Origin of the sequence: Aquisediminimonas profunda, from assembly GCF_019443285.1 — a bacterium.
Lineage (GTDB): Bacteria > Pseudomonadota > Alphaproteobacteria > Sphingomonadales > Sphingomonadaceae > Aquisediminimonas > Aquisediminimonas profunda.
In genome coordinates, this window is sequence record NZ_CP080327.1 from 2,803,434 (window position 1) to 2,829,887 (window position 26,454).

Here is a 26,454-nt window from a genome sequence, read left to right on the forward strand (position 1 = left end):
TCCTCGTTCTTGTACCTTTGACCTTAGCCGGCGCGCCAACTATGCCCTGTTGATGCGCACATATACCCTGGCCTTTTTGGCCTTCACCCTCATGGCATCCGCTTCTGGTGCGCAGACCTACGACCGGACCGCGCCCTTGCCACCTGTCCAGCCATGGCACGGCGCGAGCGAGCGCCTGATCGTAGAATCCGGCGATCCGTTTATTACACCGATCGAAGCAACCGGATTTGCTGAAACGCCAAGCTATGCCCAGACCCGCGCCTGGCTTGAAAAGCTCGTCGCCGCATCTCCCCTGCTTACACTGGACGTGTTTGGCCATACAGCGCAGGGACGCGAACTTTATGCGATCAGGGCGAGAAAGCCCGGCGCTGCGAACAAGCCCATATTGTTTGCGCAGGCCGGCATCCATGCCGGAGAGATAGACGGAAAAGACGCGGGTATGATGCTTCTTCGGGACATTGTGCTGCGCGGAAAGGATCGCTTGCTCGATCAGGCTGAACTTGTCTTTGTCCCGATGTTCAATGCTGATGGACATGAACGTTCATCCGCGACCAATCGGCCGAACCAGCGCGGTCCCTCCAATCAGGGCTGGCGGACTACGGCACAGAATCTCAACCTCAATCGCGATTGGCTTAAGGCAGACACGCCCGAAATGCGTGCCATGCGGACCTATATCAATCGTCTTAATCCCGCATTGATTCTGGACTTGCACGTATCCGATGGGATCGATCATCAATATGACATTACGTTCACTTTCCCGGGTTGGGGTGGCTCGCCCAGCCATTCGCCAGCAATAGGCGCGTGGCTTGATAGCTATTACCGTCCGGCCGTAACGACAGCCCTCCGCAAGGCCGGCCATATCCCTGGCCTTTATGTGGAAGCCATCGACCCCCACAAACTTGAGAAGGGTGCGTTGCTCAGCCCGGATACACCCCGTTATTCGACCGGCTATGGCGAGCTCGCACGTCAGCCGACTGTTCTGGTCGAGACTCATTCACTCAAGCCATATCGCCAGCGTGTGCTGGGCACCTACGTCCTGATCGAAGAGTCGATGCGGCTCCTCGGGAAAGAACAGGAAGGTCTGGTTGCTGCGGTTTTGTCAGATGTCCGTTCGCGTCCTGCGACAACAGTGTTGACCTGGAAAGCAAGAAGCGAGCCGCTGTTCGTGATTGATGCCTTCAGGGGAATCGCACAGGAGGATTATCAATCACCTGCATCGGGCAGCACCGAAGTGCGCTATCTTGGTCGCCCCGTCACGCTCAAGGTACCGGTCTACACCCAGGCGCCGGATTTTGTCTCTACTCTTCCTGCTGCATGGTGGGTTCCCGCAACCAAACCCGAAGTAATCGCATTGCTGAAACTGCATGGCATCCAGTTCGAGACGATCGAATCCTCGCGTAGCGTGCAAGTTGACATGGTGCGCCTGGGTAATCCCAAGCTTGGCGCGCCGGACGAGGGCCATATCCCGCTGACCGCCGAATATCACCATCTCAAGAGGACAGAAACTTACCCAGCCGGTTCGGTCCGCGTGCCTTCAAATCAGCCGCTTGGTCTGCTTGCCGCAGCGATGCTTGAGGCCGAAAGCCCCGACTCCCTTTTGGCTTGGAACTTCTATCCGGAGATTCTGATGCGGACGGAATACATCGAAGGCTATGCAATGGCCCCGCTTGCCGACCGCATGTTGGAGAACGACCCGGCTATCGCCAAGGAATTCAAAGCCAAACTCGCGGCCGACGCAAAATTTGCGGCAGACCCGACAGCGCGATTGAGCTGGTTTTATGCGCGCACGCCCTATTATGACGAACGCTACCTGCTCTACCCTGTCGGGCGCGAAATCGAATAGGTCACCCCAGATCCGGCGCCACAAATCCCCGTCGAGCTTCGACCGAAAATAACCGCTCCTTTGTGTAGAAGCGCAGCGGCCAGTCCCTCCGACCGCGGTCGGACACCAGAAGCGCGTTGACGCATGCGCATAGGCTCTCTTCACCGGGTCGTTCGCTCAGGTGATCGCGCACCGCTGCAATGAAGACCTGGGTAATCGTTTCGTGATAGCCTTCCGTGTCGCTGTTCACGCCACCGACGCTTTCGTTGTAGCGCGAAATGATCTCTCTCAAGTCATGTTCGGGATTGATTTCCGGGCAATCGCGCACGATCCAGGTGCACGCTGCAAGATGCGCTTCATGGGTCCAGGTCTCCTTGGGAAGCGTACGCGCGAGGAGGCCTTTGCCGATCCTTGTGATCTCGGCATCAGTTGAAAACAGTCTTGGGCTATGGTCGGTCATTTCCGGGCTTTCTCTCTTTAGAGCCCGGAATTTCCCGGGCGTTCAGGCAGCTTTTGGCGCCGATTGGCGGACGCCTTCATCGACATGGTCCGCGAATTGCGCGAAGTTATCGATGAATTGTCGCACCAGCTTTTGCGCCGTTGCGTCATAAGCCGCCTTGTCGACCCAAGTGCTGCGCGGATCGAGAATCGCGCTGTCCACTCCATCAACCGCGACGGGCACTTCAAAGCCGAAGTTCGGATCCTTGCGGAATTCGGCATTGGCAAGGCTGCCGTCGAGTGCGGCATTGAGCAGTGCCCTCGTGGCCTTGATCGGCATGCGGCTGCCGGTGCCATAGGATCCGCCGGTCCAGCCCGTGTTGACGAGCCAGCACGAAACACCGCCCTTTGCAATCCGCTCCTTCAGCAGGTTCCCATAGACGCTCGGATGCCGGGGCATGAACGGTGCCCCAAAACAGGTCGAGAACGTCGCCGTAGGCTCCGTCACACCAATCTCGGTCCCCGCAACGCGCGCGGTATAGCCGGACAGGAAGTGATACATCGCCTGGTCGGGCGTCATCTTTGAAATCGGCGGGAGAACGCCATAGGCATCCGCGGTCAGCATGATGATATTCTTGGGCACGGGGCCCATATTCTCTTCCGATGCATTCGGAATGAAGTCGATCGGATAAGACCCGCGGCTGTTTTCCGCCAGGCTGTCGTCGTCCAGATCGATCTGGCGCGTGGCTGGGTCGATCACAACATTCTCGAGAACTGTGCCGAAGCGTTTGGTGGTGGCGTAGATTTCGGGCTCGGCCTCCGCAGACAGGCGGATCATTTTCGCATAACAACCGCCTTCAAAATTGAACACGGCTGTGTCCGACCAGCCATGTTCGTCATCGCCGATCAGCGTCCGGCTGGCATCGGCCGAAAGCGTGGTCTTGCCTGTACCGGAAAGCCCGAAGAAGACTGCCGTATCCCCATTCGGGCCAATATTGGCCGAACAATGCATGGGCATGACGCCCTTGGTCGGCAGCAGATAGTTGAGAATTCCAAAGACGGACTTCTTCATTTCGCCGGCATAGGCAGTGCCGCCGATAAGGATCAGCTTCTCACTGAAGTTGACTGCAATCACTGTTTCGCTGCGGCAACCATGGCGCGCAGGATCGGCGCGGAAGCTCGGCAGATCGATGATTGTATAGTCCGGCGAGAAGCCTTCCAGCTCCTCAGCTTTTGGCCGCACAAGCAAGGTGCGGATGAACAGGTTGTGCCAGGCAAGTTCATTGATCACGCGGACGTTGACGCGATGCTCCGGCTGCGATCCACCAAACAGGTCAGCAACGAAAAGTGTTTCGCGCTTTGCGACTTCGGCAAGGAAATCTGCCTTCAGCACAGCAAAATGTTCGGGCGACATCGCTACGTTTGTCTTGCCCCACCAGACAGTATTTTCGGTTTCCACATCACGCACGATGAACTTGTCCGAAGCCGAACGCCCAGTGTGCTTTCCTGTCGCAACGACAAAGGCACCGTCGGCCGAGAGAAGTCCCTCGTTTCGCGAAACAGCCAATTCAATCAGCTGGGCAGTGCCCTGATTACAGAACAGCGTTGCGGAAGTCGCAATCCCCTGCTTCGCAAGAGGGTTGTTGGAAGCGCTGTCGGCCACGGTAAATCTCCATTCCGGTCAAAGAACAGTCGGCACGTTCGCACAAAGCCGAGTCGAGAGCGCGCATAAGGGAGGCAGGAAAGCGCGTCAAACGCGTCAGGGGGAAATTATGCCTAACCGAACGTGTTGATGCGCTCAGGTGTGTCGCCTATGCTTGGGTGATGGCGATGATGGACGACGACAGCGCAACATCTGACTGCACGATTGCGCTGGTCGATGATGACAGGAATATTCTCGCATCTGTGTCCATTGCGCTTCAGTCCGAGGGATTTCGCACCCGGCTTTATCCCGACGGGGAGTCTGCACTCAAGGCGTTGATCGCCAATCCCGCCGACCTTGGCATCTTTGACATAAAGATGCCGCGGATGGACGGGCTTGAGCTCCTCAAGAGGCTTCGGGAAAAGGTTCAGATGCCGGTCATCTTCCTGACGTCCAAGGATGATGAGATTGATGAAGAACTGGGCTTTGCTACCGGGGCTGATGATTACGTAGCCAAGCCATTCTCGCAACGCTTGTTGATTGCGCGGGTACGGGCCGTCTTGCGGAGGGCTGAAAACCGGCGGAACGCAAAATCCGAAGATATTGTCGGCGGTACTGCCGCCATTGTTCGCGGAAGGCTCGAGATGGACCCGGCGAGGCACAGGGTGCATTGGGATGGCAAGGACGTTTCCCTCACAGTGACCGAATTCATGATCCTCGAAGCGCTTGCACATCGGCCGGATGTGGTGAAAAGCCGAAACCAGCTGATGGATGCCGCTTATCAGGACGATGTCTATGTTGATGACCGCACAATCGACAGCCATATCAAACGACTGAGACGCAAGTTTCGTCAGGTGGATCCGGAATTTGACGCAATCGATACACTCTACGGGGCCGGATATCGCTTCACAGGCAATTGAACCGGCAGGGTCGCGACTTGACTGGTCCGGGCGCCTTTCGCTGCGCCAGCGGATACTTGCGGTCAACGTCTTCGCGCTGGCCCTTTTGGCGGGCAGCTTCTTCTACCTCGACAGCTATCGCTCGCGCCTGATTGTCGAGCGGGTCAGCCAGGCTGCTGCAGAAGCACGTCTAATGTCGACGGCAATGGACGGAATGACTTTGCCTGAGCGCCAATCCTTCGTCGCAAAGATCGGGCGCCAGACTGGAGCGCGGGTGCGCCTGGCGGACCGCGATGGGCATATTGTGGCCGACAGTTGGGCTGAAGGTCCCAGTTTCACGCTTATTGACCCCGATACCGAGTCCTGGCAGCGGCACGTCGCCCGCTGGCTGGATGAGGCCATCGAATTTGTCGTCGATGCGCGAGAGCCTCCGAAATTCGAAGGATTCACGTCACCTGACAAATGGCCGGCTAATGCCCAAGGCTGGCTTATCGCTCCCGACTTGACACACATGATCTGGGCAACGGCCCCTGTTGCGGCTGGACAGCCGATGTTGCTGAGAACAGACCGCAACGCCCGCGATATCAGACGCTTTGTGCGCGCCGAGCGGACCCGGCTTGGCTATGTCATTGCCCTGGTCAGCCTTCTTTCGGTGCTTCTTTCGCTATTTCTGGCGCGGACCATCGCCAAGCCGCTGCAGCTTCTCGTCTCCGCCGCGGTCAGGGTTCAGGCCGGGCGGGATCGTGAAGTCAATGTTCCGCGACTGCCATCCCGCAACGACGAGATTGGCCGCCTGGCCCGGGCGCTTTCGGACATGACACATGCCCTGCGGCAACGCATCGATGCCACAGAGGCGTTTGCGGCGGACGTTGCCCATGAAATCAAGAACCCGCTCGCGTCGCTGAGCTCCGCTGCAGAGGGTTTGCGGACTGTGACAAAGCCCGAATTGCGAGCGCAACTGCAGGATATCATCAAAGAAGATGTCTACCGGTTGGACAGGCTGATTACCGACATCGCCGATCTTTCACGCATTGATGCCAAGCTGGCGCGAACCCGCTTCGAGCCAGTGGACATCGGCAAACTGATCGAGAATCTGCTTCAGTTGCACAAGGCACGAGCAAAGCCGGACAATGTAGAAATTGCATTCGCCCGTCCCCACGCTGGAACAGCCATGGTCATGGGCGATCCTTCCCAACTCAGCCGCGTCATCGAAAACCTTCTCGCCAACGCGATTTCTTTTTCACCGCCAGGCGGAGTCGTCCGGATTGCTGCAACCCGCATCTTCGAACAGGTGATCGTGACGGTCGATGATGATGGGCCAGGGATACCGGAAAATGCCCGCGAAGCCGTGTTCGAACGTTTTCATAGCGACAGGCGTGGCGATGAAGCATTTGGAAAGCATTCCGGTCTAGGTCTTTCGATTGCCCGGACGATCGTGAACGGCCACAATGGCACCATTGAAGCTGTTTCACGCGAGCCCGGTCAGCAGGGCGCGCGGATCGAATTCCGCTTGCCCGCATTGGAGGTATAGCCGGTATGACTGCGCTCTCGTCCGAAACTGTTCATGCGTCAACCGTGTCCATCAACGGACATGCCATTCTGATTTCAGGCAGGCCAGGAAGCGGAAAATCAGACCTTGCCCTGCGGTTGATTGACCGAGGTGCGGTGCTGGTCAGCGATGATTACACGATTGTGACGCGATCGGATGGAAAGCTCCTTGCCTCGCCGCCTGAAACCATTCGCGGCAGGATAGAAGTCCGCGGTATCGGACTGGTGAAAATGCCACATGAATCGGCAGTGCCTGTGGCGCTGGTGATCGACATCGACGAACCCGTACCCCGCATGCCGGAGCCAGACTTGACGCGTTTATTGGCAGATATTGAGGTCCCTACATTTGCAATTTCAGCCTATGAGGCCTCGGCTCCGATCAAGGTCGAGCTGCTGCTAAAGGGAATTGTCGGGGAATGAACGCTGGCGCACGCCCGGACAGAATTCTGCTCGTGACTGGCATGTCAGGCGCCGGGAAGTCGACTGCGCTCAAGACGTTTGAAGATATGGGCTGGGAGGTCGTCGACAATCTGCCGTTTGCCCTGCTTGCTCGCCTTCTGGAAACCCAACCTCCAGCGGGTGCTCAGGGCAGCAGGCCTTTGGCGATCGGCATCGACAGTCGAACGCGCGGATTCGACGCCGGAGCGATCCTTGAGCGGGTTGCCGCCATGCGCAAATTGAACCGCGAGAATATCGTGATTCTTTTTCTCGACTGCTCGGGTGCGGAACTCGAACGACGCTATTCGGAAACGCGTCGGCGACACCCGCTTGCCCCGGATCGGCCCGCTAGCGATGGCATCGCCCGCGAACGCGAACTCATTGCTCAGTTGCGGCGTTCGGCAGATCAGGTCATCGACACGACGGCGAGCACCACCAACGATCTGCGACTAGAGCTCCGCAATCGCTTTGCCTTGCATGGAGAGGCTGACCCCGCGCTCACGGTCATGTCCTTCGGCTTTGCCCGGGGCTTGCCTCGCAACGCAGACCTTGTTTTTGACATGCGCTTCCTCCGCAATCCCCATTGGGATGACGAGTTGCGTCCCTTGACGGGGCGGGACGAACGCGTCGCATTCCATGTCCGTGCCGACCCGGCCTATGCCGAAGCCAGTTCCCGCATAGCAGATTTGCTCCTGTTCCTGCTGCCGCGATATCGCGAAGAAGGAAAATCCTACGTTACAGTCGCGTTCGGGTGTACCGGAGGGAGACACAGATCGGTTCACTTTGCCGAAATGATGTCTACCCGGTTGCGTGACGCGGGATTTTCCCCCACCATAGTGCACCGAGATCTTGACCTTCCTGCGGACGACGCGTTCGAGGCAATGTCAGGACGGGGGCAAGAACAGACAGGTTTGCAGGCGAAAAATCGATGATCGGGTTGGTGTTGGTGACGCATGGCCGTCTCGCGGTAGAATTCGTGACGGCAATGGAACATGTGGTTGGACCGCAAGATGCCGTTGAAAGCATCTGTATCGGCCCAGATGATGATATGGAGGCGCGCCGCGCCGATATTGCCGCAGCCGTCGCTCGTGTCGATCAGGGTCGCGGCGTAATCATCCTGACAGACCTGTTCGGCGGCACACCATCAAACCTGGCCATTTCTCTCATGGAATCAGGCCGGATCGAAGTGATTGCAGGGGTCAACCTCCCCATGCTCATCCGTCTTGAGGGTGCACGGCGGACAATGAGCGTCGTTGCAGCCGTTGCCGCGGCGCGAGAGGCAGGTCGCAAATATATTTCGGTCGCATCGGAAGTTCTGGGTGAAGCTGCCGCATGAGTGCCGTGGTCCGCACAGTCCTGATCACCAACAAGCGCGGCCTCCATGCGCGGGCGAGTGCCAAGTTCGTGACCATGGCGAGCGGCATTGGCGCGCGCGTTGAAGTCGAAAAGGACGGCGCAAAAGTCGTTGGGACATCGATCATGGGACTGATGATGCTGGGCGCTGCGATGGGAGACGAGATCACCATCAGCGCAGACGGCGATGGAGCAGAGGCCGCTGTGACCTCGCTCGCGGAACTGGTCGAGGCAAAATTTCACGAGGCGGAGTGAGTGCCTCGCGAAATCACCGGTTTCTCGAATCCTCTGGTCAAGCAGGTCAAGAGCCTGCGAGACAAGAAGCACCGTCGCGCTGAGGGACTGTTTCTGGCGGAAGGCTTGCGAATACTGACTGAGGCGCTGGAGGCCGGCATCGCACCGCGCATGCTCTGGCATGCCCCTGAAACTGCTGGCCATCCTTTACTCGAGAAACTCGCTCATGCGACCGAAGCGGCTGGTGGCGAGGTGTTCGTTACTTCAACCGATATTCTCTCGAAATTGTCCGGCAAGGACAATCCCGGCGCAGTAATTGGCGTCTACCCTGAAATGCTGACACCGCTTGCGGCGCTCGACAGGACTGCCGCCGGAATCTGGCTGGTGGCGGAGCGATTGCGCGATCCCGGCAATCTCGGCACAATTCTGAGGACCGGAGACGCTGTTGGTGCTGGCGGTCTGATCCTGATCGATGATTGCACCGACCCCTTTTCGGTTGAAGCGGTGCGCGCAAGCATGGGCGCGATCTTCACGCAGAAAGTTTCAACCGCTCGCTGGCCGGATTTTCTCGACTGGCTCCGCTCGGGTCCTGGCCAACTCGTGGGCACAAGTCTCAACACAGAGAACGACTATCAGGACCCGCACTATGAGGCCCCGACCTTCCTTCTGATCGGGAATGAATCACAAGGCCTTCCAGAGGCTTATGAGAGAGAGTGCGATCTTCTTGTGAAGATGCCGATGCTGGGCAAGGCGGACAGCCTCAACGCAGCAATGGCGACTGCTGTGATGGCCTATGAAGTCTTGAACCAGCGACGCCCGCGCTAGGTCTGTTCACCACCAGAGACAAGCTTCACCAGCGGCCGCGTTGTCTGCTCCACAATGGGCAAGGCCTCGATTGCCTTGCCGCCGGTATCGATATTCAGCTCTTCGAAGCGCTTCGCCTGCGTCAACACCTGAGATTCGAGGCTGCCGACGAGTGCGTTATAGGCAGACACAGCCGTATCCAGATTCTTGCCCATTCGCCCTACATGCCCGCCCATTGTCGACAGGCGAGCGTAAAGCTCTTTGCCGAGTTCAGCGATCTCGCGCGCCTGACCGGCCATTTTTTCCTGTTTCCACACGGCAGAAACGGTCCGCGCAATAGCAATCAGGTTTGTCGGCGTTGCAAGCAACACGCGCTTGGCAAAGGCAAAATCCCAGAGATCCGCATCCTGTTCGAGCGCAGCGGAAAGAAAATGTTCTCCCGGCACGAACATGATGACATAGTCGGGCGTATCCTCGAACTGGTCCTGATAGGCCTTCTGCCCAAGCGTGTTCACATGCGCCTTCATCGCCGCTGCATGGGCTGCAAGGGCTGCCTGGCGGTGGACGTCCTCGCCAGCTTCAAACGCATCCTGATATGCATTGAGCGAGACTTTCGCGTCAATAACGAGGTTGCGGCCCCCCGGCACGCGAATGATGACGTCGGGGCGCAAGCGCCCCTCCCCGCTTTCCACGCTGACTTCGGTCTGGAAATCTGCATGTTCCGAAAGCCCGCAGGTTTCGAGCACGTTGCGCAACTGCTGTTCACCCCAGCGGCCCCGCGCCTTGGGGGCATTGCGCAATGAATTGCCGAGTTTGGCCGCCTCGGCACGCACCGATTCCTGCCCGATCCGCATCGATTCCATCAGGCCTTGAAGGTTGCCATAGGCTTCAGACCGGTCCTTCTCGACCTTCGCCACCGTCTCCTCATAGCGCTGGAGCCGCTCATTGACGGGTTGCAGGAGCGACTTGAGCACCTGCCCCGAGCTTTCTTCAGACTGCTTGAACCGCTGATCCGCGCGCTCGAGAAATTGCCGCTGCGCTTCACTCAGCAATCGGTTCCCGACTTCAGCAAACTGCGCGGAAAGGGCATCCTTTGCCTCGCGCAGTTCGGCCAGCCGCGCTTCGAAAGCATCGTGCTCAGCCCGAAGCTTCACGGCGTCTATCCGCGCAGAATCCCGCTCCTCGATAGCTGTTTCGAGATCACGGATGGCTGCCTTGAAATTCTCAAGATGCAGGTCGCGTTCGGCCTTCAAAGCGCCGGCCCCGCGCCCGCCGACGAGCCAACCGATCAGCCCGCCACCGGCCAATGCAAAAAGACACAGAATGACAGCAGTGAAAGCGCTCATGATTCGGAACGTAGATGGAACAAATCAAATAGGAAAGCGAAAATCTTGCGGGCCGCCAACCCGGGCCTGAATGCAGCCACCCGATCAAGTTTGGCTCTCTGGCCCCTCAATCATGAAACGCAATCGCGAGAAATTGCTGACGAATGGGAGGCACGATCGCACGGAGCAACAGCGATTCTGCCCGAAAGGGCATCTTGCATCATTTGCCAACATTTGGTGCAGGAGACCAATCGCATTCGCAAAATTTCGGGCAGTGTTGAGAGAAAGCCGCAGAATTCCGCCATCTCTCCATTTTGGCACGATAACTGCTTTTGGACATTCGAAATCACGGGCCGAACCGGCTCAACCATTTGAGGAGCAAGATCATGCAGCAAGTTCGTTCATTCATCACCGACGAGAGAAATCTCCTGGGCATCTGTGCCGCGCTCGGTCATGATTTCGGTTTCAACCCGCTGTTCCTGCGGTTGATCCTTGGCGTATCGCTGCTTTGGAATCCCGAAGCCGTGATCATCGCCTATGCCTGCGCAGGCGTATTCGTGCTGGTTTCCCACCTGCTGTTCCCAGGCTCGCGCGGGAAACAGCAGAGGCAAGTTACCGCCTGAGGGGCGTTGCGGCCTATTCGGGGATAGCCTCGCCGCTTCCCCCGAATTCAGCGGGAAAATCGCGCAGCTTGGGAAGGCCATCCTTCATCGGCAGAACCGTTTCCGCATAGTTGATGTGAACGCCGGGCTGAAACGCGAGGCCGGGCAAAGTCGCCGCGAACACGTCCATCAGCCCAAGCGGCGGGTGGTTCGCCATCAGGTGGCCTCCGCATTTCGCGCAGTATTTGCGCTCGCTGAGCGGAGTCTTTGTGAACGTCGCGATATTCTCCGCTCCGGACGTCACTTTGATCGCGTCGGGCTTCCAAAGCGAGAACGCGTTGACGGGCCCACCTGACCAGGAACGGCAGGATGCGCAATGGCAATATCCCATGCCCTCTGGCTCGCCCTCGGCCTCGATCGTGACTGCTCCGCAAAAGCAGCTTCCGGTATATGCCATTGTCATACTCTCCTTCTTGAACGGAAACGGAGAACTCAGGCTGCGAGACGGCGCGCCTTTTGCAACTTCTTGAGGACCATGTCCCGCTTCAGCTTGGACAAATGGTCAATGAACAAGATGCCTTCGAGGTGATCCATTTCGTGCTGGAGGCACGTCGCCAGCATTTCGTCGAGCTCCTGCTCATGGCGTTTGCCGTCGCGGTCGAGCCAACGGGCGCGAACCGTCTTTGGCCGCTCGACATCCGCATACTGGTCAGGAACCGACAGGCAGCCTTCATTGTAGACCGACATTTCCTCTGACGTCTGCAGTATCTCGGGGTTAATAAAAACCCTTGGTTCACGGATGGTTGCACCCGTTTCTTCATTTTTTTCCTGAAGATCCATGACGAGCAGCCGCTTCGGAACACCCACCTGGATTGCCGCGAGGCCGATGCCGGGAGCGTCATACATTGTCTCGAACATATCGTCGATCAACGTCTGCAAAGCCTCGTCAAACGCTTCCACCGGCGTGGAAACGGTCTTGAGCCTCGGATCGGGCGCTTCAATGATGGGCAGAATGGCCATGCGCCTCAGGTAAGAATTCTGCCGTTACGGGTCAAGAGACCGGGCGCCGGGCGCGCAACGCCTGGGCCAGCGTGCCATCATCCAGATAATCGAGCTCGCCGCCGACCGGCAGGCCGTGCGCCAGTTGCGTAATGCGAACGGGATGCGATTCGAGGCGTTCGGCCAGATAGTGCGCAGTCGTCTGCCCATCGAGCGTCGCATTCATCGCCAGCACCACTTCATCGACCTCGCCGCCCGAAACGCGGGCAATCAGGGTGTCGATGCCCAGATCCTCGGGTCGCACCCCGTCGAGCGCCGACAATTTGCCGCCGAGCACATGGAACTTGCCGGGAAATAGGCGCGAGCGTTCGAGCGCCCACAGGTCCGGCACATCTTCGACCACGCAGAGCATTCGCGAATCGCGTCGCGGATCAGCGCAAATGCCGCACGGGTTGGTCGTATCGACATTGCCGCAGGTTTCGCATGTAGCGAGCCGGTCATTCACACTCTCGAGCGCCCGCAGTAGCGGCGCCAGCGCCCCTTCCCGCTTCTTCAACAGGTAAAGCACGGCCCGACGCGCCGAACGCGGGCCCAGGCCGGGGAGCCGCGCGAGCGCTTGAACCAGTGTCTCTATCTCGTGGCTTGCCATTGCTGACACGATAGGGGCTTGCACATTGTCCTGCCAAGGGGTTGAGGGGACGAATGAAGATCATTTTCATGGGGACGCCCGAATTCGCGGTGCCGAGTCTCGATTTGCTTGTCGCAAACGGGCATGACGTGGTCGCCGTATATACCCAGCCGCCGCGGCCGGCCGGGCGCGGCAAATCGCTCACGCCCTCGCCTGTCCAGCGGCGCGCCGAGGCACTCGGTATTGACGTCATGACGCCAACGAGCTTGCGCGATACCCATGCTCAAAGCCAGTTTTCCGCAATCAACGCCGATATTGCCGTGGTTGCGGCCTATGGACTTATCCTGCCGCAAGCCGTGCTTGATGCACCAAGACTGGGTTGCGTCAACGTCCATGCATCGCTGCTCCCGCGCTGGCGCGGTGCGGCACCGGTTCAGCGGGCAATCCTTGCCGGGGATGCCGAAACGGGCGTGACGATCATGCAAATGGAGGCCGGCCTCGACACCGGCCCGATGCTCGCAACCGTTTCAACGCCAATTGAGGACAAGTCTGCCGGTGCGCTGACGGCTGAGCTGGCTGACCTTGGGGCAGAATTGCTCGTTCAGGTCCTGTCCGAACCGGAAGCCTATCCACCGCAGCCGCAGCCGGATGCCGGCGTGACCTACGCCACCAAGATCGACAAGGCAGAAGCGCGGATCGATTTCCTTGTGAGTGCGCCGCAGGTCGAACGTCAGGTCCGGGCCTTTGCTCCGGCACCCGGCGCCTTTTTCGAGCTTGCAGGAGAGCGTTTCCGCATTCTCGCCGCAAAGACTGAAATGAGCGAAAGCGCCCGGCCCGGCGAAGTGATCGACGATGCACTCGGCATCCAGTGCAATCCCGGGGTCATTCGGCCGACACTCATTCAACGCGCGGGGAAAGCCGCAATGACGCCCGCAGAATTGCTCCGCGGGCTCAAGATCCCGGTGGGAACGCGGCTCGCATGACACGGTTTCGCCTGACGATCGAATATGACGGCAGACCCTTCATGGGCTGGCAACGCCAACCCCACGGGCCAAGCGTGCAGGCGGCCATCGAGGATGCTGGCAAGGCGATTACCGGTGAGAGCATCATCCTGCATGCCGCGGGTAGAACGGACGCCGGAGTTCATGCTGAAGCGATGTCAGCGCATCTTGACGTGACCAAGACGGTGACAGCGTTCCGCCTGATGGAAGGCATCAATGCCAAGCTCCGGCCCTATCCCATTGCTGTGCTCGACTGCGCGCCGGTTGCGGATGACTGGCATGCCCGGTTTTCCTGCATCGGGCGGCGTTACCTCTATCGGATCATCAATCGCCGCGCACCACTGGCATTGGACAAGGGACGTGCCTGGCGCGTGCCGCAGGCGCTCGACAGCGATGCCATGCACGAAGCGGCGCAAGTGCTTGTCGGACATCATGATTTCACGACCTTCCGCTCGATGCACTGCCAGTCGGCAAGCCCGGTCAAGACGCTCGACGTCCTTGATGTCCGGCGGTTCTGTGAGGAGATCGAGATCGCGGCCTCTGCACGCTCGTTTCTCCACCATCAGGTCCGTTCGATGGTCGGCTGCCTCATGATGGTTGGGCGCGGACAATGGTCATCCGCGGACCTCAAGGCCGCACTCGATGCAAAGGACCGCAAGGCGCTCGGCTTCAACGCCCCGCCCGATGGCCTCTATTTCGTCGAGGCACGTTACCCAGCCTAAACCGGCCGCTCATTGAGCAGGTTCCGAACCAGATCCTGCATCGTCGCGTCGAAACGCGCGAGGACGTCATGATCTTCGGCGGTATCGAAATGGCTTACCAGTTCCCTGCCATTCCATCTGTGCAGCGCATAGGCGGGTGGATCGGCAATGATCATGGGTCGGCCATCGGGCTTTTCGGGGTCGATCCGGCTGAGGTCGAGCGCCACTTGCGGGGCGGTTGACGCGCAGATGGAAATCGTCTTCCCGCGCCAGCCGACCGAGATCGGGCGGTGGACATGGCCGCAGATGATGCCGGCAATCTGATCGTGACCATCTACCGCGTCGGCAACGCGATGAACCCAGGGCTCATCGGGGTGCGTGTTCATCCATTCGACTCCGACTTCAACCGGCGGATGATGCATGATGATCAGCGTCTGCACGTCCGGCTTTTCCGCCAGACGCGCTTTGAGCCACGCGGCCCGCGTTTCGCAAAAGGCTCCGCCGTGACGCCCTTCCTCCAGAGTATCAAGAAACAGGATACGGAGGCCTGACAATTCATGCTCATACTGGACAAAGCCGTCAGCCGTCGGCGTTTCCGGAAAGCATTCGACAAAATTTTGGCGAAGATCGTGGTTCCCAAGACAATACAGCACCGGAAAGGGGCATCCGGCAAAGGCATCGCGCAGACGGCGATAGGACTCCGAATCCCCACGGTCGACAAGGTCGCCGGTCGCAAGCAGCACGTCCGGCCTTGGCGAGAGGGCTGACAGGCGGCGGACGACCTGATCAAGGCGCTGCCGATTGAATTCCTCGGGGTTGTCCGGCTCGAAACCCAGGTGAATGTCCGTGACCTGCGCGATCAGCATGGAAAGCGGGCCTTCATCGGGCGCTCGCAAGAGTTCCGCGACCCTGCGCGTGGCCCTTCGTCCGATCGACTTTTTGGCGAGCAAGCCAAGGCGCGCCTGCATCGATGTGGTAATCATGGCACATTGCGCAACTGGATTCGACCGGTGTCTTGACGGGTTTCAACCGACTGCCGCTTTCTCCAACATGGCAGGTGCGGCAACTTGCCAGATCCGGCAGGAGCAAATCGGTCGCCGCCTTTGACCTGTCTGCTGCATGGCAACTTGTGCAGGCTTCCGAGCGATGCGCATTATGATCGAACCAGCCCTTCTTCATATAACGATCCGGCTGGTAAACCTTGCCGATGTGGAAGGGCGCCGATCCATTTCCTGTGGGCGTCACAACATGGCAATCAAAGCATGCCCCGCCGCGCGAAAAGACGGCCTGCACTGCCTCCTCTGCCTGCCCGCCATAGGCCCGGGCACCTGCAACATAATCCTGTGATGTCTCAGCCGCTGCATAGTCGCCCGGCCTGCGCCGCGCCATTCCGCCCAGGCTGATTGGCCGGTCTGGCCCTGTCGAGCGATAAAAGGCGCGAAGATCGGCAACAACCTGCGCCGGATCGCCATGGCGCAGGGTTCGGAACGTCCCGCCGATCCTGTCGAACGCAAGACTGTGGCACATGCCGCAATTGCGTTCCATTTCCACTGGCCTGAACCGCGTACCGTCAGCCGTCGGCGTGTGACAGTCCTTGCAGGCGAGGCTATCTCCGAAGCCCTGGTCTGCCTTCATCGTCTGGGCCATGCGGGCGATGCTGCCGCCCCTGGCAAGATGAATGGCATGCGGGAATTTGAGGCCATTATTGTCCACCGGATGTGCGTTGAATGAAACGCGACGGTACAGCCGATTGCCCCGCGCGTCTGTGCCGGCCGTCACAGCGGGCATGAATTCCGGGTGATCCGTTCCAAAGTCATCTGCGTTCTTGAGTTTGGTATCCGTCAGCCGTGTATTCAGCGAACCATGGCAATCCGTGCAGAAGGCCTGAGCTGTGGGCGGCATGCGGCCGGCGCCTTCATGTTCTGTATGGCAATCGACACAACGACCCGCCGGATGGTTGAATGCGGTCTGGAACAGGCCCTTTATGCGCCCCCCGATCCCGGGCGGCTCCTTGGCCAACGCGATCCGGGCGGGATCCGCATGCGCATGAGCATCATCCTTGTGGCAGGTCATGCAGGCCGTATCCCGTACAGCTTCAAACTTGTTCACATGGCAAGCCTGACAATTGTTCATGAGGCTCTTGTGGGCAATACTCAACGGCCCACTTGACCACATCCGGTCGGCATGAAAGCCGGGAGAGCGCTTCGCCACTCCGTGAGATGTCGCGTAGGTGAAAATGGGCCAGATGAGGAAGATCAACAGCACAGCGCCAATCAGGCTCCACGCCACAGGCCTGCGGCCCGGCAGCAAGCCTTTGAGCGTGAACAGCCCGATTTCCTCTTTCGCTTCGCTTGCATCCGAAAGAGCCTCGACCCGCTCGACGGTCAGGACAGCGGCACCATCTTCTGCAGAAACGCCTATGCGATGTCCGCCGAAGCGAAGTTCCGCCCCGACTGCGGGATCGATCCGGGCCTGCAGCGCACTGCGCCCTTCAATTTCGAATGGCAGACCGCAGGTGGAGTCGATCTCCAGCTCGCCACCGGTCTGCATTTTGACCTGCGCATGATGAAGTTCGACCGCAAGATCGGCGAGATGGATTTCGCTGCTGGCATCGCGACCGATTGCAATGGAATCCGCTTCATGCCGGGCCGTGCGGACGATTTCACGCCCTTCGGAAGTGCGGGACAGCTGGCGGACGATGAAGGTCATTGGCCCCGCCCCTACCAGTAGAAGAAAACGCTGATGATGTGCGCGAACAAGGCCGCCAGCAGCGCGAATGTGAGGGGAACATGGACATAGAGCCAGATTTCTAGAAGCGCCTTCAGCCGAAGGTGTCGCCGCACGCGTGCAAGCATCGCTTCCTTGCGCGAAAGCAGGGCATCGACCTTTTCCAAGGGATCATTGCCCAATTTCGGCTTGTAGGCATTCTCGGTGCGGACCGCAGCCTGGGCCGCGCGCGTCTCGCAGTCCGGATAATTGCCGGACAGGCGCTGCCACAAGCTGCCGCCAAAGGGATCCTGCTCAAGCGAGGAGCGGACCAGTTCAGCCTGACGGAGCTCAAGGGGTTGTGCAGCTTCATGAAGTTGCCTGTCGATCGCACGGAGGCTTTCCAGCATTTGAGCTTCGGTCATCTCGTCGCGGTTGGCACTCATGGCTCGGGGAAGGGTCGCATAGGCGGAAACGCCAAAAATTCCCGACACGATAACGAACATCATCAGGACATAGGCCAGCGTATGAACATTCCATCCAAACTGGAAACCGGTATGAAGCGTCCCAATCACGATCAGGCTGAGCCCGAGATAGACATGTGCCGACGTCCAGGCCTTGAGCGACCACGCTCCCGGAGTCATTGTCCGCTTGCGCAGGCCGAGAAGTGTCAGCCAGACAATCAACCCGGCGCCTACAGTGCCCAGAATATAACCATACCAGCTTCCCCCATTCGGGCGCGGCTGCACATCAATCAGCAGATAGGCCAGGATCGCAAGCAGCGAGACCGAACCCGCAACCTTAAGCCACTGGAAATTGTTGTGGCGCAGGAAACCGTCATGCGCACCGTCACTGCGGATTCGGCCGGTCTGCATCGCACGGCGCGGGGCTTCGCTGGCCATCAGCGATCCTCCCGTTCAAGCCGTGCGACGGAAAGGAATTGCTCTGGCGCGACACGGATCGCGGCTCCGGTCGGGCAGGCCCGAACACAGGCAGGACCACCTTCCAGCCCCGAACACATGTCGCATTTGATGGCCTTCTTGGCCTTTTCCTCAGCTGGGTCCTTGTTGGCATAGGACCAGGCCTTGCTCGGCTCTCCAGGCCCGGGACCCTTTCCGAACAGCAGCCAGCTCAAAAGGCTCGGCTTCTTCGGCGGAACGGAATCCATCCGGATCACCTTGTAAGGGCAATTGCGCTGACAATTGCCACACCCGATGCAGGTATCGTCGATGAACACTTCGCCATCCGGCCCTCGGTGGATGGCATTGGGTGGGCAATCGGCCATGCAGTGCGGATGTTCGCAATGCCGACACGATGTGGGAACGTGCAGATGCGCATAGGTCCGGCCAGCCTCGCGATCGAGACGCGACAGCCCATCATGACTGTCTGCGCAGGCCTTTTCGCAATTGTCACATCCGACGCACAGGTTTTCGTCGATCAGCAGAACGTCGGTTGCCTCGCCGATACCGTTTTCAACCAGGAAATTGGCGACGTTGGAATACATATCGACGACGCCCGAGAAACTGTCTTTCTTGGCCTCGATAAAGGCATTGATGTCCTGTCGACTGGCCATGTCCTTTTGCAGCTTGTCCAGAAGCTGAGGCTTGGCCGCAAGCAGCGTGCGAAACGCAGCGCCCTGCAGCTTGATCACTTCGGACTTGATTGCAGCCCGGACTGTCGCTGTCCTAAGGCCTCCCCCGATCAGTGCCATTTCGCCGACGTAAGACCCGGCGGGGAGGTAATTGAGAAAGACCGGCTTTCCGCCCACGGCTTTCTCCACAACCATCGAGCCTTGACGAATGACGTAGATGTCATCGCCTTCTTCGCCTTCCGAGATGATCGGCTTGCCCGCGCTGACCGTCAGGATTTCATAGCTGTCGAGCACCTCCTTCAGATCTTCGGATTTGAGTCCGGAGCCGAACATCTGCAGCAACTGCCGCTCTGTTGATATGCGCTCAATCGCTCGTTTGGCGGCTGGGACCGAGGACTGAAGCTTCAGGGCTGCGGAGCGTGACACTTCAACGCAAATGCTGTCCTCGGCAGCCACCACAGTCGCGCCCCGTCGACGCCCTGAAATCAGGCCGACCTCTCCCACGATCAGGCCTGTTTCGATTGGAACAGTTTTGCTTGGATCGACCGGGTCAACCTGTACAAGGACGGAGCCGCTGGCGATGCCGAAAAGGGAAGACCCTGGGTCATTCCGGACGAAGATGGTTTCACCCTTGCGATAGGCCCGCGCTTCGGAATCCAGCATGAATTCTCGCATTTGGAGCGGAGAGAGATCATTGAGGATTACAATGTTCGAACGCAGGAATTCGAGCCATTCGTCAACACTTCGTTTGCCCGGAAGGCCCTTGAATTTGGCTTCGAGGATCGGCTCGTCCGCCGGCTTCAGGTCCGTATTGCCGTTTATGAACTCGACCACGTCATGGCCCTGGTTCATGCAATGCTTGATCAGCGGGTAGCCGGCGAGCGCGCCGATCACGAATATGCCGGGGTTCGTCGTCTCGAAGGTCGGGGTCAGCTTCGGATAGGAGACCCTGTCGTCACTCGTGAATTCGACTCCGCAACTTTCGACAAACTTCCGCGGTGGGGCCGAACCCATGCGCGCGATGATCCTGTCACATTTAACCCGAACTTCGCCATCTGCTGTATCAAATGTGATGAAACCCGGCTCCACCATTGTTGGCGTTGTGTTGGCCCTGACGATGATTCTCCCTGCATCGCGGGCAGCGAACAAGGCTTTGACATTGGCGTCTTTCGCGGTTGAAAATTCAGGGCCGCGATTGACGATCGTGACGATGTTGCGCTGTTCTGGATCTGCTGCCAGCCCGAGAGCATTCTCAATCCCCGCGTCGCCGCCCCCGACTACACTGATATGTTCGTCAATATATTCCCCGGGATCGTCGAGCTGATACTGAATATGCGGCAGGTCGAAACCCGGGCAGCGCAACATGTTCGGATTGCCTTGCGTACCAATCGCAAGGATCACGTTCTCGGCAGTCACGATATCACCGTTGGTCAGCTCAAGCTTGAAGTCGCCCTTTTTGCCGGTGATGGCCTTGATCTCTGCATTCTTGCGGACGTTGACATTGTTGGCCGCGGTCTGAAGATCCCACGTATCAAGCACGGATTCGCGCTTGCCAGCCGCAAAGTCGACGTCGGACCTAAGCACAAGCTGGCTTGGCGTCGCCATGACATGCTTGCCCTTCTGATATTTGTAGATCGTATCAGAAAGATGATCCGTCTTTTCGAGCAGGATATGAGAAAGGCCGAGTTTCGCCGCACGCGAAGCCGCGCTCAGGCCAGCGGGCCCGGAACCGACAATTGCGATCCGCAATGGCTGCGACAAAGTTCCCACCCCCCACTGCACTGACCCCATACCACCTGCCGATACGCAGGCTCGAGACGAATTCAGGTGCGGACCCTGAACCGCACTCTATCATCTTGATCATTCGGCGCTAGACTGCAAACTGCAAATTTCAGCAACAGGCTCAGCAACAGGCGGGCATGACAAAACCAATCAGCACAACTTCAAGGGGAACCCGGATGATTCTGGGTATGTCTGCCCTAGTCGCAGGAGCTGCGGTAGGACTGGCCATCAGCCGGCACGTTTCGGTGGATGAACCCGATGCCGCCTTCGAGACAGGTGCGGTCACCCCAGATCCGGTCGCAGCCATTTCTCGTCTGGAAGCAAGACTGAAGGACAATCCCAAGGATGCAAACGGCTGGGGCACACTAGCTTCCGCTTTTTTCCAGAACGGCAAATTCGCTGAGGCCGCGACTGCCTATGCGCGCGCCGTGCAGGTTGATCCGCGCAACGCAGATTACTGGTCCGCTCTTGGCGAAGCCAGGGTGATGGCGGGCCCGGGCAATGTTCCAGCCGAAGCGAAGCAAGCGTTCGAAAGGGCTCTCGCGATTGCTCCAAAGGATCCGCGCGCCCGTTATTTCTTGGGCGTTGATCGGGACCTGTCAGGCGACCACAGGGGAGCAATTGAGGCATGGCTGGCCTTGCTCGCAGACACGCCAGCAGGTGCGCCATGGGAGCAGGATGTCCGTCGCCTGATCCAGCAGGTTGGCGCGAAGGAAAAGATAGAAGTTGCGAGCCGCCTGTCTGCGCTCAAGCAGCCCGCACCGAGCGATGGGGCAGCGATTGCAACCGCTGCCATTCCCGGACCAAGTCGTCAGGAAATGCAAGCCGCCGCGCAGATGCCCAAGGGCCAGCAAGATGCCATGATCCAGTCGATGGTTGATGGGCTTGAGGCAAAATTGAAGGCCAATCCGAGGAATTTACAAGGCTGGATCATGCTGATGCGAAGCCGCATGTCGCTTGGGCAAACAGCCCGAGCTACTGCGGCCTATTCAAATGCCCGTGCGGCTTTCAATCAGGATGCTGCGACGCTCCGGCAGATTGATGACGCCGCGCGCAGCCTTGGCATCAGTTGACAGCCCATTCTGCGACAAGACGCTCAAGCCCGCTTGTCGTCACGGCCTCCGAGCACAGGAATCCCTGATAATAGTTGCAGCCTTCCCGCGCGAGCAAGGTCAGTTGCTCTTCCGTTTCCACGCCTTCAGCAATGACCGCAAGGCCAAGCGCACGGGCCATGTCGATCACGCCGCGCACCACGATGCGGTCGCGGGTGGAACCCGTGATGTCCTGAGCAAGCTTGCTGTCGATCTTGAGATAATCAAGCGGAAGGGCCTTGAGATAAGCAAGGCTTGAATAGCCCGTCCCAAAGTCATCAATTGCCACGCGACATCCCCCGGCGCGCAAATCAGCCAATAGCGTCGCTGCAGGCGCGAGGTCCCGAATAAGACCACTCTCGGTAATTTCCACCGTCAGGCGCCGGCGCGGAAAGCCGCTCGCATCAACCATGGCGAGGAAATTTGCCGCAAAATCCTTCAAACCAATGTCGCCCGCAGTCACATTGACCGACATGCGGAGATTCGCGAGCGTTTTAGGCCAGTTCGCTGCAAGTCGCGTCGCACGCTGCTGAATATGAGCGGAGAGGGCCTGCAAATAGTCGGATTGTTCTGCAACGGCAAAAAGAGTTGTCGCACCTAGTTCGCCATGTTCCGGATGACGCCACCGTGCAAGCGCCTCGACGCCGACGACCTTGCCGGTTGCTATCGACACCTGCGGCTGGAAAAGGATATCGATTTCGTCACGATCCAGCGCGCCGCGAAGGTCCGCCTGCAACGCTTGGTCACGTGCCGCGTTTTCATGCTTTTCGTGCGAAACCATAAGCACACGGCCATCGGCTGACACTTTCGCTTCGGCCAGCGCGGCACTGGCCCGACGCAAGAGGTCGCTGACGCTTTCGTCATCGCCGTGGTTTTCTATGATACCGACCCGACTGGACAGCGCAATCAGATGAGCGCCGGTGAGCTGCGGTCGCTCGACTTGCGCAGCCAATTGCTCCGCCAAAAGCACGACCCGTTCAGGCTCAACGGCCCCCTCAATCCCGATAATGAATTCCGCGCCCGCAGTTCGGGCAACGATTGACCGCTTGCCACCAAGTTCACTGACCAGTGGTCCGATCTGCCGGGCGATTGACTGCAACAATGCGTCTCCCGTGTCACGGCCGAATGCTGCATTGATCATTTCGAAACGCGTGATGTGAAAGAGCAGCACGTAGAATTTCCCGCCGCCAAGGCGCACTTCTATCCACCGTCTGGCAGCGGCTGCATCACGCAAACCAGTCAGGGCGTCACGGCCGCCCCGCGCCAGCGCCGCACTGTCATGGTCAAGCCGCTCAATGGTTCCGAACAGCAAGCCACGTGCGCGATCGAGCCGGAGGTGCTGGGCAACCCGTTCTTCGCCATTGCCGCTATCTGCCAGCATGTGGGTAAAGGCCGTTGGTCTGCCGTCACCGAAGATACGGCGAATGGCCATGCGCCCTGCCCTGCGATCCCGATTCTTCAGCCGGTCAAGTAACGCGAACATGCCAATGTCGCGTGACGCAATGCCAAGTCGTCTGCGCAGGGCCTCACTGACCGTCGCGCGCCCAGTCTGGAAATTTGCCTGCCAGGCAAGAACACCATCGACGTCAATTTCCCGCCTGCGTTCAATCGCACGGAGTCCTCCCGCAAGGCGCACCGCATGGCGTTCTGCAAAACGCAGGGTCTGGAGCAGTTCCTGGTCCTTGAATGGGCTGGCCAAATAGTGCGTGGCCCCCGCAGCAAAAAGCTCATCAAGACGATCCACGTCCGTCCGCGACACAAGAACAAGCAAGGACGCCGCATTGATTTCAACGGCATCAGCAAGCGATCGGACTGCTGCCAGCCCGTCATCGAATGCGCCACGCGCATCGACCACCGCCATCATGGCAGAACTTGCAAGGAATCGCTGTTCTGCATTGTCTGCTCGGCGCGCTGCTATGGCGTGCCACCCTGCAAGGGAAACAGCAGAGGCAAGCTCGTCGCGGTGCCGAAATGAAAGCACGAAAAGGGGCGCTTCTGCCGCGCCTGCCTGCGCAGAGATAAAGTTGTCAGACGGTTCAGTGTGCCCCATGTATGGTTGATAGCTTGCCCAGCGTCGCAGGCCAACTCCCCAATCTGCTTGCTCGACGCTCTCTCTCGGCCTAGCACCGCGTCATGACCTCCGCCTCACCTGTCTTGAACGATCAATTCGGACGCAGAATCAGCTATGTCAGGCTGTCTCTGACGGATCGCTGCGACATGCGTTGCCGCTACTGTATGGCAGAAACCATGGAGTTTTTGCCGCGATCGGAGATTCTGAGCCACGAAGAAATCGGTACGCTCGCACGGGCATTTGTCGCACGCGGGGTAACGCGAATCCGGCTGACCGGCGGCGAACCACTTGCCCGACGGGGGGCCGTCGACGTTGCTCGCGACATCGGGCGATTGCTTGGCAAAGGCCTTGATGAACTGACATTGACGACCAATGCCAGCAGGCTGCGCGATCACGCCCAAGGGCTGCGCGAGGCAGGCGTGGAGCGTATCAATATCAGTCTGGATACGCGGGATCCCGAGAAGTTCAGTCATATCACGCGACTTGGGAACCTGGCCCGCGTGCTGGATGGCATTGCCGCTGCGAAGGACGTCGGTTTTCGCATCAAGATCAATATGGTCGCTCTGAAGGGGCTCAATGATCAGGAAATCCTGCCGATGCTCGAATGGTGCGCGGAGCAAGGCTTTGATCTTTCCCTGATCGAAACCATGCCGCTTGGCATGATCGACGAAGATCGGACCGATCGCTTTCTGCCGCTTACACAGGTGCAAGACGAACTTTCCGCTCGCTACTCCCTGATCCCAAGCGCACATCGCACGGGCGGCCCGGCTCGATACTGGCAGGTGCAGGAACTTGGCAACCGTATTGGCTTGATTTCGCCGCTGACAGCCAATTTTTGCGAAGGCTGCAATCGCATTCGCGTATCCGCCTCCGGCCAATTGTACATGTGCCTTGGACATGAGGACAATGTCGACCTTCGCGCGGCATTGCGCTCGGGAGACCCGGCTGCCGTTGATGCAGCGGTTGACCTCGCGATGGGGCGTAAGCCGCGTCGGCATACATTCGACCTCACGACCCCCGCCACTGCGCGCCACATGAGTGTAACCGGCGGATGAACACCGAGAAGAAATGGGCTCTGCTGGCGTCGCCGACAGACGAAGCCCAAGCAGCAGCCGATGCCTTGCGTTCGCAACGGGACTGGGTTGAGCTCGATGATGCTGAACTGGTCATAGCCCTCGGCGGCGACGGGTTCATGCTCCAGGTTCAGCACGCGATGCTCGAGGATGCACGCATTGTCCCCGTATTTGGCATGAATCTGGGAACCGTCGGATTCCTGATGAACGAGTGGCGCACGGACGGCCTTGATGAGCGGATTGCGCGGGCAAAACGGTTCAGCGTTTCGCCTCTGCGCATGGAAGCCGAAACGATCGAAGGCCAACGGATCAAATTACCGGCCATCAACGAAGTGTCCCTGTTGCGCGAAACGCGGCAGACGGCAAAGCTCGAAGTCTCGCTGAATGACCGCGTGGTCATGGCCGAATTGGTCTGCGACGGCGTGCTGGTTTCGACACCAGCTGGCTCCACCGCATACAATCTCTCGGCCCAGGGACCGATTCTTCCGCTCGGTTCAGGCCTCCTCGCCTTGACGCCGATCAGTCCGTTTCGGCCCCGACGCTGGCGCGGCGCGATCCTGCCGGAAACAGCAAGCGTCAGCATCCGCGTTCTTGATGCCGTGAAACGCCCCGTGAGCGCCGTCGCCGATCAGCGCGAAGTCCGGGATGTCCGCAAGATTGACGTTGCGATCGACCGGGCCGCCGCACTCACTTTCATGTTCGACCCTGAACACGCACTCGACGATCGCATCACGATGGAACAATTTGTCGTTTAAGCGGGTTGCATTCGGGCCACGCGTTGCTAATAGGCCCCCTCGTTTCGGCGATATTCCCCGGTAGCTCAGCGGTAGAGCATCCGACTGTTAATCGGACGGCCGCCTGTTCGAATCAGGCCCGGGGAGCCATTCCGTCCCACGGTGACTCGCACAATTGCGCTGCATTGCAGCATGTCACGCAATAATTGGACGAAGGCTGGCATTTTTGTTGCGAATCTGCTACAAGCCTTCTCGAGAAGCGGATGCGCCCGCATTCGTGAAGGAGATTTTTTAGACGCCTCAGCTGAACAGCCGATCCGCCACTGCGGATTCGGGCCGCTGGCATTGTCGCGCACATCATCGGAAAGGTTGAAACACATGGCTTCAAGCGCGTTGGATTTTATTGTTGGTGACTATGTTGTTTATCCAAAACACGGCGTCGGTCGCGTTATCGAACTTCAAAATTCTGAAATCGCCGGCATGTCGCTCGAACTTTATGTGCTGCGCTTTGAAAAGGAAAAAATGACCCTGCGCGTTCCGACAAACAAGGCTGAAAGTGTTGGCATGCGGAAACTTTCATCTGACAAGCAGATGCAGGAAGCCCTTCAAACCCTGAAAGGCAAGCCAAAGGTCAAGCGGACAATGTGGTCCCGGCGTGCCCAAGAGTATGAAGCCAAAATCAATTCCGGGGATCTTGTATCGATTGCCGAAGTCGTTCGTGACCTCTTCCGCGCCGAAGATCAGCCGGAACAGAGCTACTCTGAAAGGCAAATTTTTGAGGCTGCCTGTAGCCGGCTTGCGCGCGAACTCGCTGCAATGGAGCAGGTGGATGAGCCAACCGCCGTCCAGAAGCTGATCGAGATTTTGAAGAAAGCTGCCGAAATCTATAACAAGTCAGCGGTTCCAGTCGACGCCTGAGCGGGTCGCCCTCACCAAATTAGCTTGATCGCACTCCAGGGTTGTGTATTATTC

Annotated in this window: 26 protein-coding genes and 1 tRNA gene; 16 read left to right on the forward strand and 11 right to left on the reverse strand. The window is 58.8% G+C overall.

Going from position 1 to position 26,454, the window contains the following annotated elements:
- The first annotated feature begins 52 nt into the window (after nucleotides 1-52).
- Nucleotides 53-1,843 carry a M14 family metallopeptidase gene (locus K0O24_RS13870; protein ID WP_246611024.1) on the forward strand — a complete coding sequence of 597 codons (1,791 nt, stop codon included), beginning with the start codon at nucleotides 53-55 and terminating at the stop codon, nucleotides 1,841-1,843.
- Nucleotide 1,844: 1 nt separating this feature from the next.
- On the opposite strand, the gene K0O24_RS13875 is transcribed toward K0O24_RS13870, so the two are convergent.
- Complete coding sequence (locus tag K0O24_RS13875) at nucleotides 1,845-2,282, reverse strand: hypothetical protein (RefSeq protein ID WP_219893299.1); 438 nt, start codon at nucleotides 2,280-2,282, stop codon at nucleotides 1,845-1,847.
- Between the two features lie 42 nt (nucleotides 2,283-2,324).
- Entirely contained in the window at nucleotides 2,325-3,923 is a 1,599-nt protein-coding gene (locus K0O24_RS13880; RefSeq protein ID WP_219893300.1) for a phosphoenolpyruvate carboxykinase, read from the reverse strand.
- Between the two features lie 170 nt (nucleotides 3,924-4,093).
- Here K0O24_RS13880 and K0O24_RS13885 point away from each other — a divergent pair, with 170 nt between their 5' ends.
- Genes K0O24_RS13885 through K0O24_RS13915 form a run of 7 tightly spaced genes read left to right on the forward strand, consistent with a single transcriptional unit; the run spans nucleotide 4,094 to nucleotide 9,199 of the window.
- Nucleotides 4,094-4,822 carry a response regulator transcription factor gene (locus K0O24_RS13885; protein ID WP_219895654.1) on the forward strand — a complete coding sequence of 243 codons (729 nt, stop codon included), beginning with the start codon at nucleotides 4,094-4,096 and terminating at the stop codon, nucleotides 4,820-4,822.
- Nucleotides 4,770-6,332 carry a sensor histidine kinase gene (locus tag K0O24_RS13890; RefSeq protein WP_246611025.1) on the forward strand — a complete coding sequence of 521 codons (1,563 nt, stop codon included), beginning with the start codon at nucleotides 4,770-4,772 and terminating at the stop codon, nucleotides 6,330-6,332. The genes K0O24_RS13885 and K0O24_RS13890 overlap by 53 nt, the downstream gene beginning before the upstream one ends.
- A 5-nt stretch (nucleotides 6,333-6,337) precedes the next feature.
- Complete coding sequence (locus K0O24_RS13895; protein WP_219893301.1) at nucleotides 6,338-6,769, forward strand: HPr kinase/phosphorylase; 432 nt, start codon at nucleotides 6,338-6,340, stop codon at nucleotides 6,767-6,769.
- Nucleotides 6,766-7,719 carry an RNase adapter RapZ gene (gene rapZ / locus K0O24_RS13900; protein ID WP_219893302.1) on the forward strand — a complete coding sequence of 318 codons (954 nt, stop codon included), beginning with the start codon at nucleotides 6,766-6,768 and terminating at the stop codon, nucleotides 7,717-7,719. The genes K0O24_RS13895 and rapZ overlap by 4 nt, the downstream gene beginning before the upstream one ends.
- Nucleotides 7,716-8,123: a PTS sugar transporter subunit IIA gene (locus K0O24_RS13905; protein WP_219893303.1), complete on the forward strand. Its 408-nt coding sequence runs from the start codon at nucleotides 7,716-7,718 to the stop codon at nucleotides 8,121-8,123. Before rapZ ends, K0O24_RS13905 begins: the two co-directional genes overlap by 4 nt.
- Nucleotides 8,120-8,395, forward strand: a complete 276-nt coding sequence (locus K0O24_RS13910) for an HPr family phosphocarrier protein (RefSeq protein ID WP_219893304.1) — start codon at nucleotides 8,120-8,122, stop codon at nucleotides 8,393-8,395. Before K0O24_RS13905 ends, K0O24_RS13910 begins: the two co-directional genes overlap by 4 nt.
- A complete protein-coding gene (locus tag K0O24_RS13915) occupies nucleotides 8,396-9,199 on the forward strand; it encodes a TrmH family RNA methyltransferase (protein ID WP_219893305.1) in 804 nt (267 codons plus the stop codon).
- On the opposite strand, the gene K0O24_RS13920 is transcribed toward K0O24_RS13915, so the two are convergent.
- Nucleotides 9,196-10,524 (reverse strand): DNA recombination protein RmuC, encoded by a 1,329-nt coding sequence (locus tag K0O24_RS13920; RefSeq protein WP_219893306.1) that lies wholly within the window; start codon nucleotides 10,522-10,524, stop codon nucleotides 9,196-9,198. The genes K0O24_RS13915 and K0O24_RS13920 overlap by 4 nt on opposite strands.
- 365 nt (nucleotides 10,525-10,889) lie before the next feature.
- On the opposite strand from K0O24_RS13920, the gene K0O24_RS13925 reads away from it, so the two are divergent.
- The gene (locus tag K0O24_RS13925; protein WP_219893307.1) at nucleotides 10,890-11,126 is read left to right on the forward strand and encodes a PspC domain-containing protein; all 237 of its coding nucleotides are present in this window, start codon (nucleotides 10,890-10,892) and stop codon (nucleotides 11,124-11,126) included.
- A 13-nt stretch (nucleotides 11,127-11,139) separates the two neighbouring features.
- On the opposite strand, the gene K0O24_RS13930 is transcribed toward K0O24_RS13925, so the two are convergent.
- The 3 genes from K0O24_RS13930 to recR are packed head-to-tail and all read right to left on the reverse strand — an operon-like array spanning nucleotide 11,140 to nucleotide 12,753.
- The gene (locus K0O24_RS13930) at nucleotides 11,140-11,562 is read right to left on the reverse strand and encodes a GFA family protein (RefSeq protein ID WP_219893308.1); all 423 of its coding nucleotides are present in this window, start codon (nucleotides 11,560-11,562) and stop codon (nucleotides 11,140-11,142) included.
- 35 nt (nucleotides 11,563-11,597) lie between these two features.
- Nucleotides 11,598-12,125, reverse strand: a complete 528-nt coding sequence (gene def / locus K0O24_RS13935; protein WP_219893309.1) for a peptide deformylase — start codon at nucleotides 12,123-12,125, stop codon at nucleotides 11,598-11,600.
- A gap of 31 nt (nucleotides 12,126-12,156) precedes the next feature.
- Nucleotides 12,157-12,753 (reverse strand): recombination mediator RecR, encoded by a 597-nt coding sequence (gene recR / locus K0O24_RS13940; RefSeq protein WP_219893310.1) that lies wholly within the window; start codon nucleotides 12,751-12,753, stop codon nucleotides 12,157-12,159.
- A 53-nt stretch (nucleotides 12,754-12,806) separates the two neighbouring features.
- On the opposite strand from recR, the gene fmt reads away from it, so the two are divergent.
- Together fmt and truA are read left to right on the forward strand one after the other, a co-directional pair.
- The gene (gene fmt / locus K0O24_RS13945; RefSeq protein WP_219893311.1) at nucleotides 12,807-13,715 is read left to right on the forward strand and encodes a methionyl-tRNA formyltransferase; all 909 of its coding nucleotides are present in this window, start codon (nucleotides 12,807-12,809) and stop codon (nucleotides 13,713-13,715) included.
- On the forward strand, nucleotides 13,712-14,455 hold the full coding sequence (gene truA, locus K0O24_RS13950; RefSeq protein ID WP_219893312.1) for a tRNA pseudouridine(38-40) synthase TruA: 744 nt from the start codon (nucleotides 13,712-13,714) through the stop codon (nucleotides 14,453-14,455). The genes fmt and truA overlap by 4 nt, the downstream gene beginning before the upstream one ends.
- On the opposite strand, the gene K0O24_RS13955 is transcribed toward truA, so the two are convergent.
- Genes K0O24_RS13955 through K0O24_RS13970 form a run of 4 tightly spaced genes read right to left on the reverse strand, consistent with a single transcriptional unit; the run spans nucleotide 14,452 to nucleotide 20,492 of the window.
- Nucleotides 14,452-15,300 carry a phosphodiesterase gene (locus tag K0O24_RS13955; protein WP_219893313.1) on the reverse strand — a complete coding sequence of 283 codons (849 nt, stop codon included), beginning with the start codon at nucleotides 15,298-15,300 and terminating at the stop codon, nucleotides 14,452-14,454. The genes truA and K0O24_RS13955 overlap by 4 nt on opposite strands.
- A gap of 13 nt (nucleotides 15,301-15,313) precedes the next feature.
- Nucleotides 15,314-17,143, reverse strand: coding sequence for a cytochrome c3 family protein (locus K0O24_RS13960; RefSeq protein ID WP_219893314.1), 1,830 nt, complete (start codon nucleotides 17,141-17,143; stop codon nucleotides 15,314-15,316).
- An 11-nt stretch (nucleotides 17,144-17,154) separates the two neighbouring features.
- Complete coding sequence (locus K0O24_RS13965) at nucleotides 17,155-18,042, reverse strand: hypothetical protein (RefSeq protein WP_219893315.1); 888 nt, start codon at nucleotides 18,040-18,042, stop codon at nucleotides 17,155-17,157.
- Entirely contained in the window at nucleotides 18,042-20,492 is a 2,451-nt protein-coding gene (locus tag K0O24_RS13970) for an NAD(P)-binding domain-containing protein (RefSeq protein ID WP_246611026.1), read from the reverse strand. Before K0O24_RS13970 ends, K0O24_RS13965 begins: the two co-directional genes overlap by 1 nt.
- Nucleotides 20,493-20,689: 197 nt before the next feature.
- Between K0O24_RS13970 and K0O24_RS13975 the strand changes: the two genes are divergently transcribed.
- Nucleotides 20,690-21,586, forward strand: coding sequence for a tetratricopeptide repeat protein (locus K0O24_RS13975; protein WP_246611027.1), 897 nt, complete (start codon nucleotides 20,690-20,692; stop codon nucleotides 21,584-21,586).
- On the opposite strand, the gene K0O24_RS13980 is transcribed toward K0O24_RS13975, so the two are convergent.
- Entirely contained in the window at nucleotides 21,579-23,654 is a 2,076-nt protein-coding gene (locus K0O24_RS13980; RefSeq protein WP_219893318.1) for a putative bifunctional diguanylate cyclase/phosphodiesterase, read from the reverse strand. The genes K0O24_RS13975 and K0O24_RS13980 overlap by 8 nt on opposite strands.
- 83 nt (nucleotides 23,655-23,737) lie before the next feature.
- Between K0O24_RS13980 and moaA the strand changes: the two genes are divergently transcribed.
- From moaA to K0O24_RS14000, 4 genes are all read left to right on the forward strand, one after another.
- Nucleotides 23,738-24,730 (forward strand): GTP 3',8-cyclase MoaA, encoded by a 993-nt coding sequence (gene moaA, locus K0O24_RS13985; RefSeq protein ID WP_219893319.1) that lies wholly within the window; start codon nucleotides 23,738-23,740, stop codon nucleotides 24,728-24,730.
- On the forward strand, nucleotides 24,727-25,503 hold the full coding sequence (locus tag K0O24_RS13990) for an NAD kinase (RefSeq protein ID WP_219893320.1): 777 nt from the start codon (nucleotides 24,727-24,729) through the stop codon (nucleotides 25,501-25,503). Before moaA ends, K0O24_RS13990 begins: the two co-directional genes overlap by 4 nt.
- 54 nt (nucleotides 25,504-25,557) lie before the next feature.
- Nucleotides 25,558-25,632, forward strand: a tRNA-Asn gene (locus tag K0O24_RS13995).
- Nucleotides 25,633-25,860: 228 nt separating this feature from the next.
- A complete protein-coding gene (locus tag K0O24_RS14000; RefSeq protein ID WP_219895656.1) occupies nucleotides 25,861-26,400 on the forward strand; it encodes a CarD family transcriptional regulator in 540 nt (179 codons plus the stop codon).
- Nucleotides 26,401-26,454 lie beyond the last annotated feature (54 nt).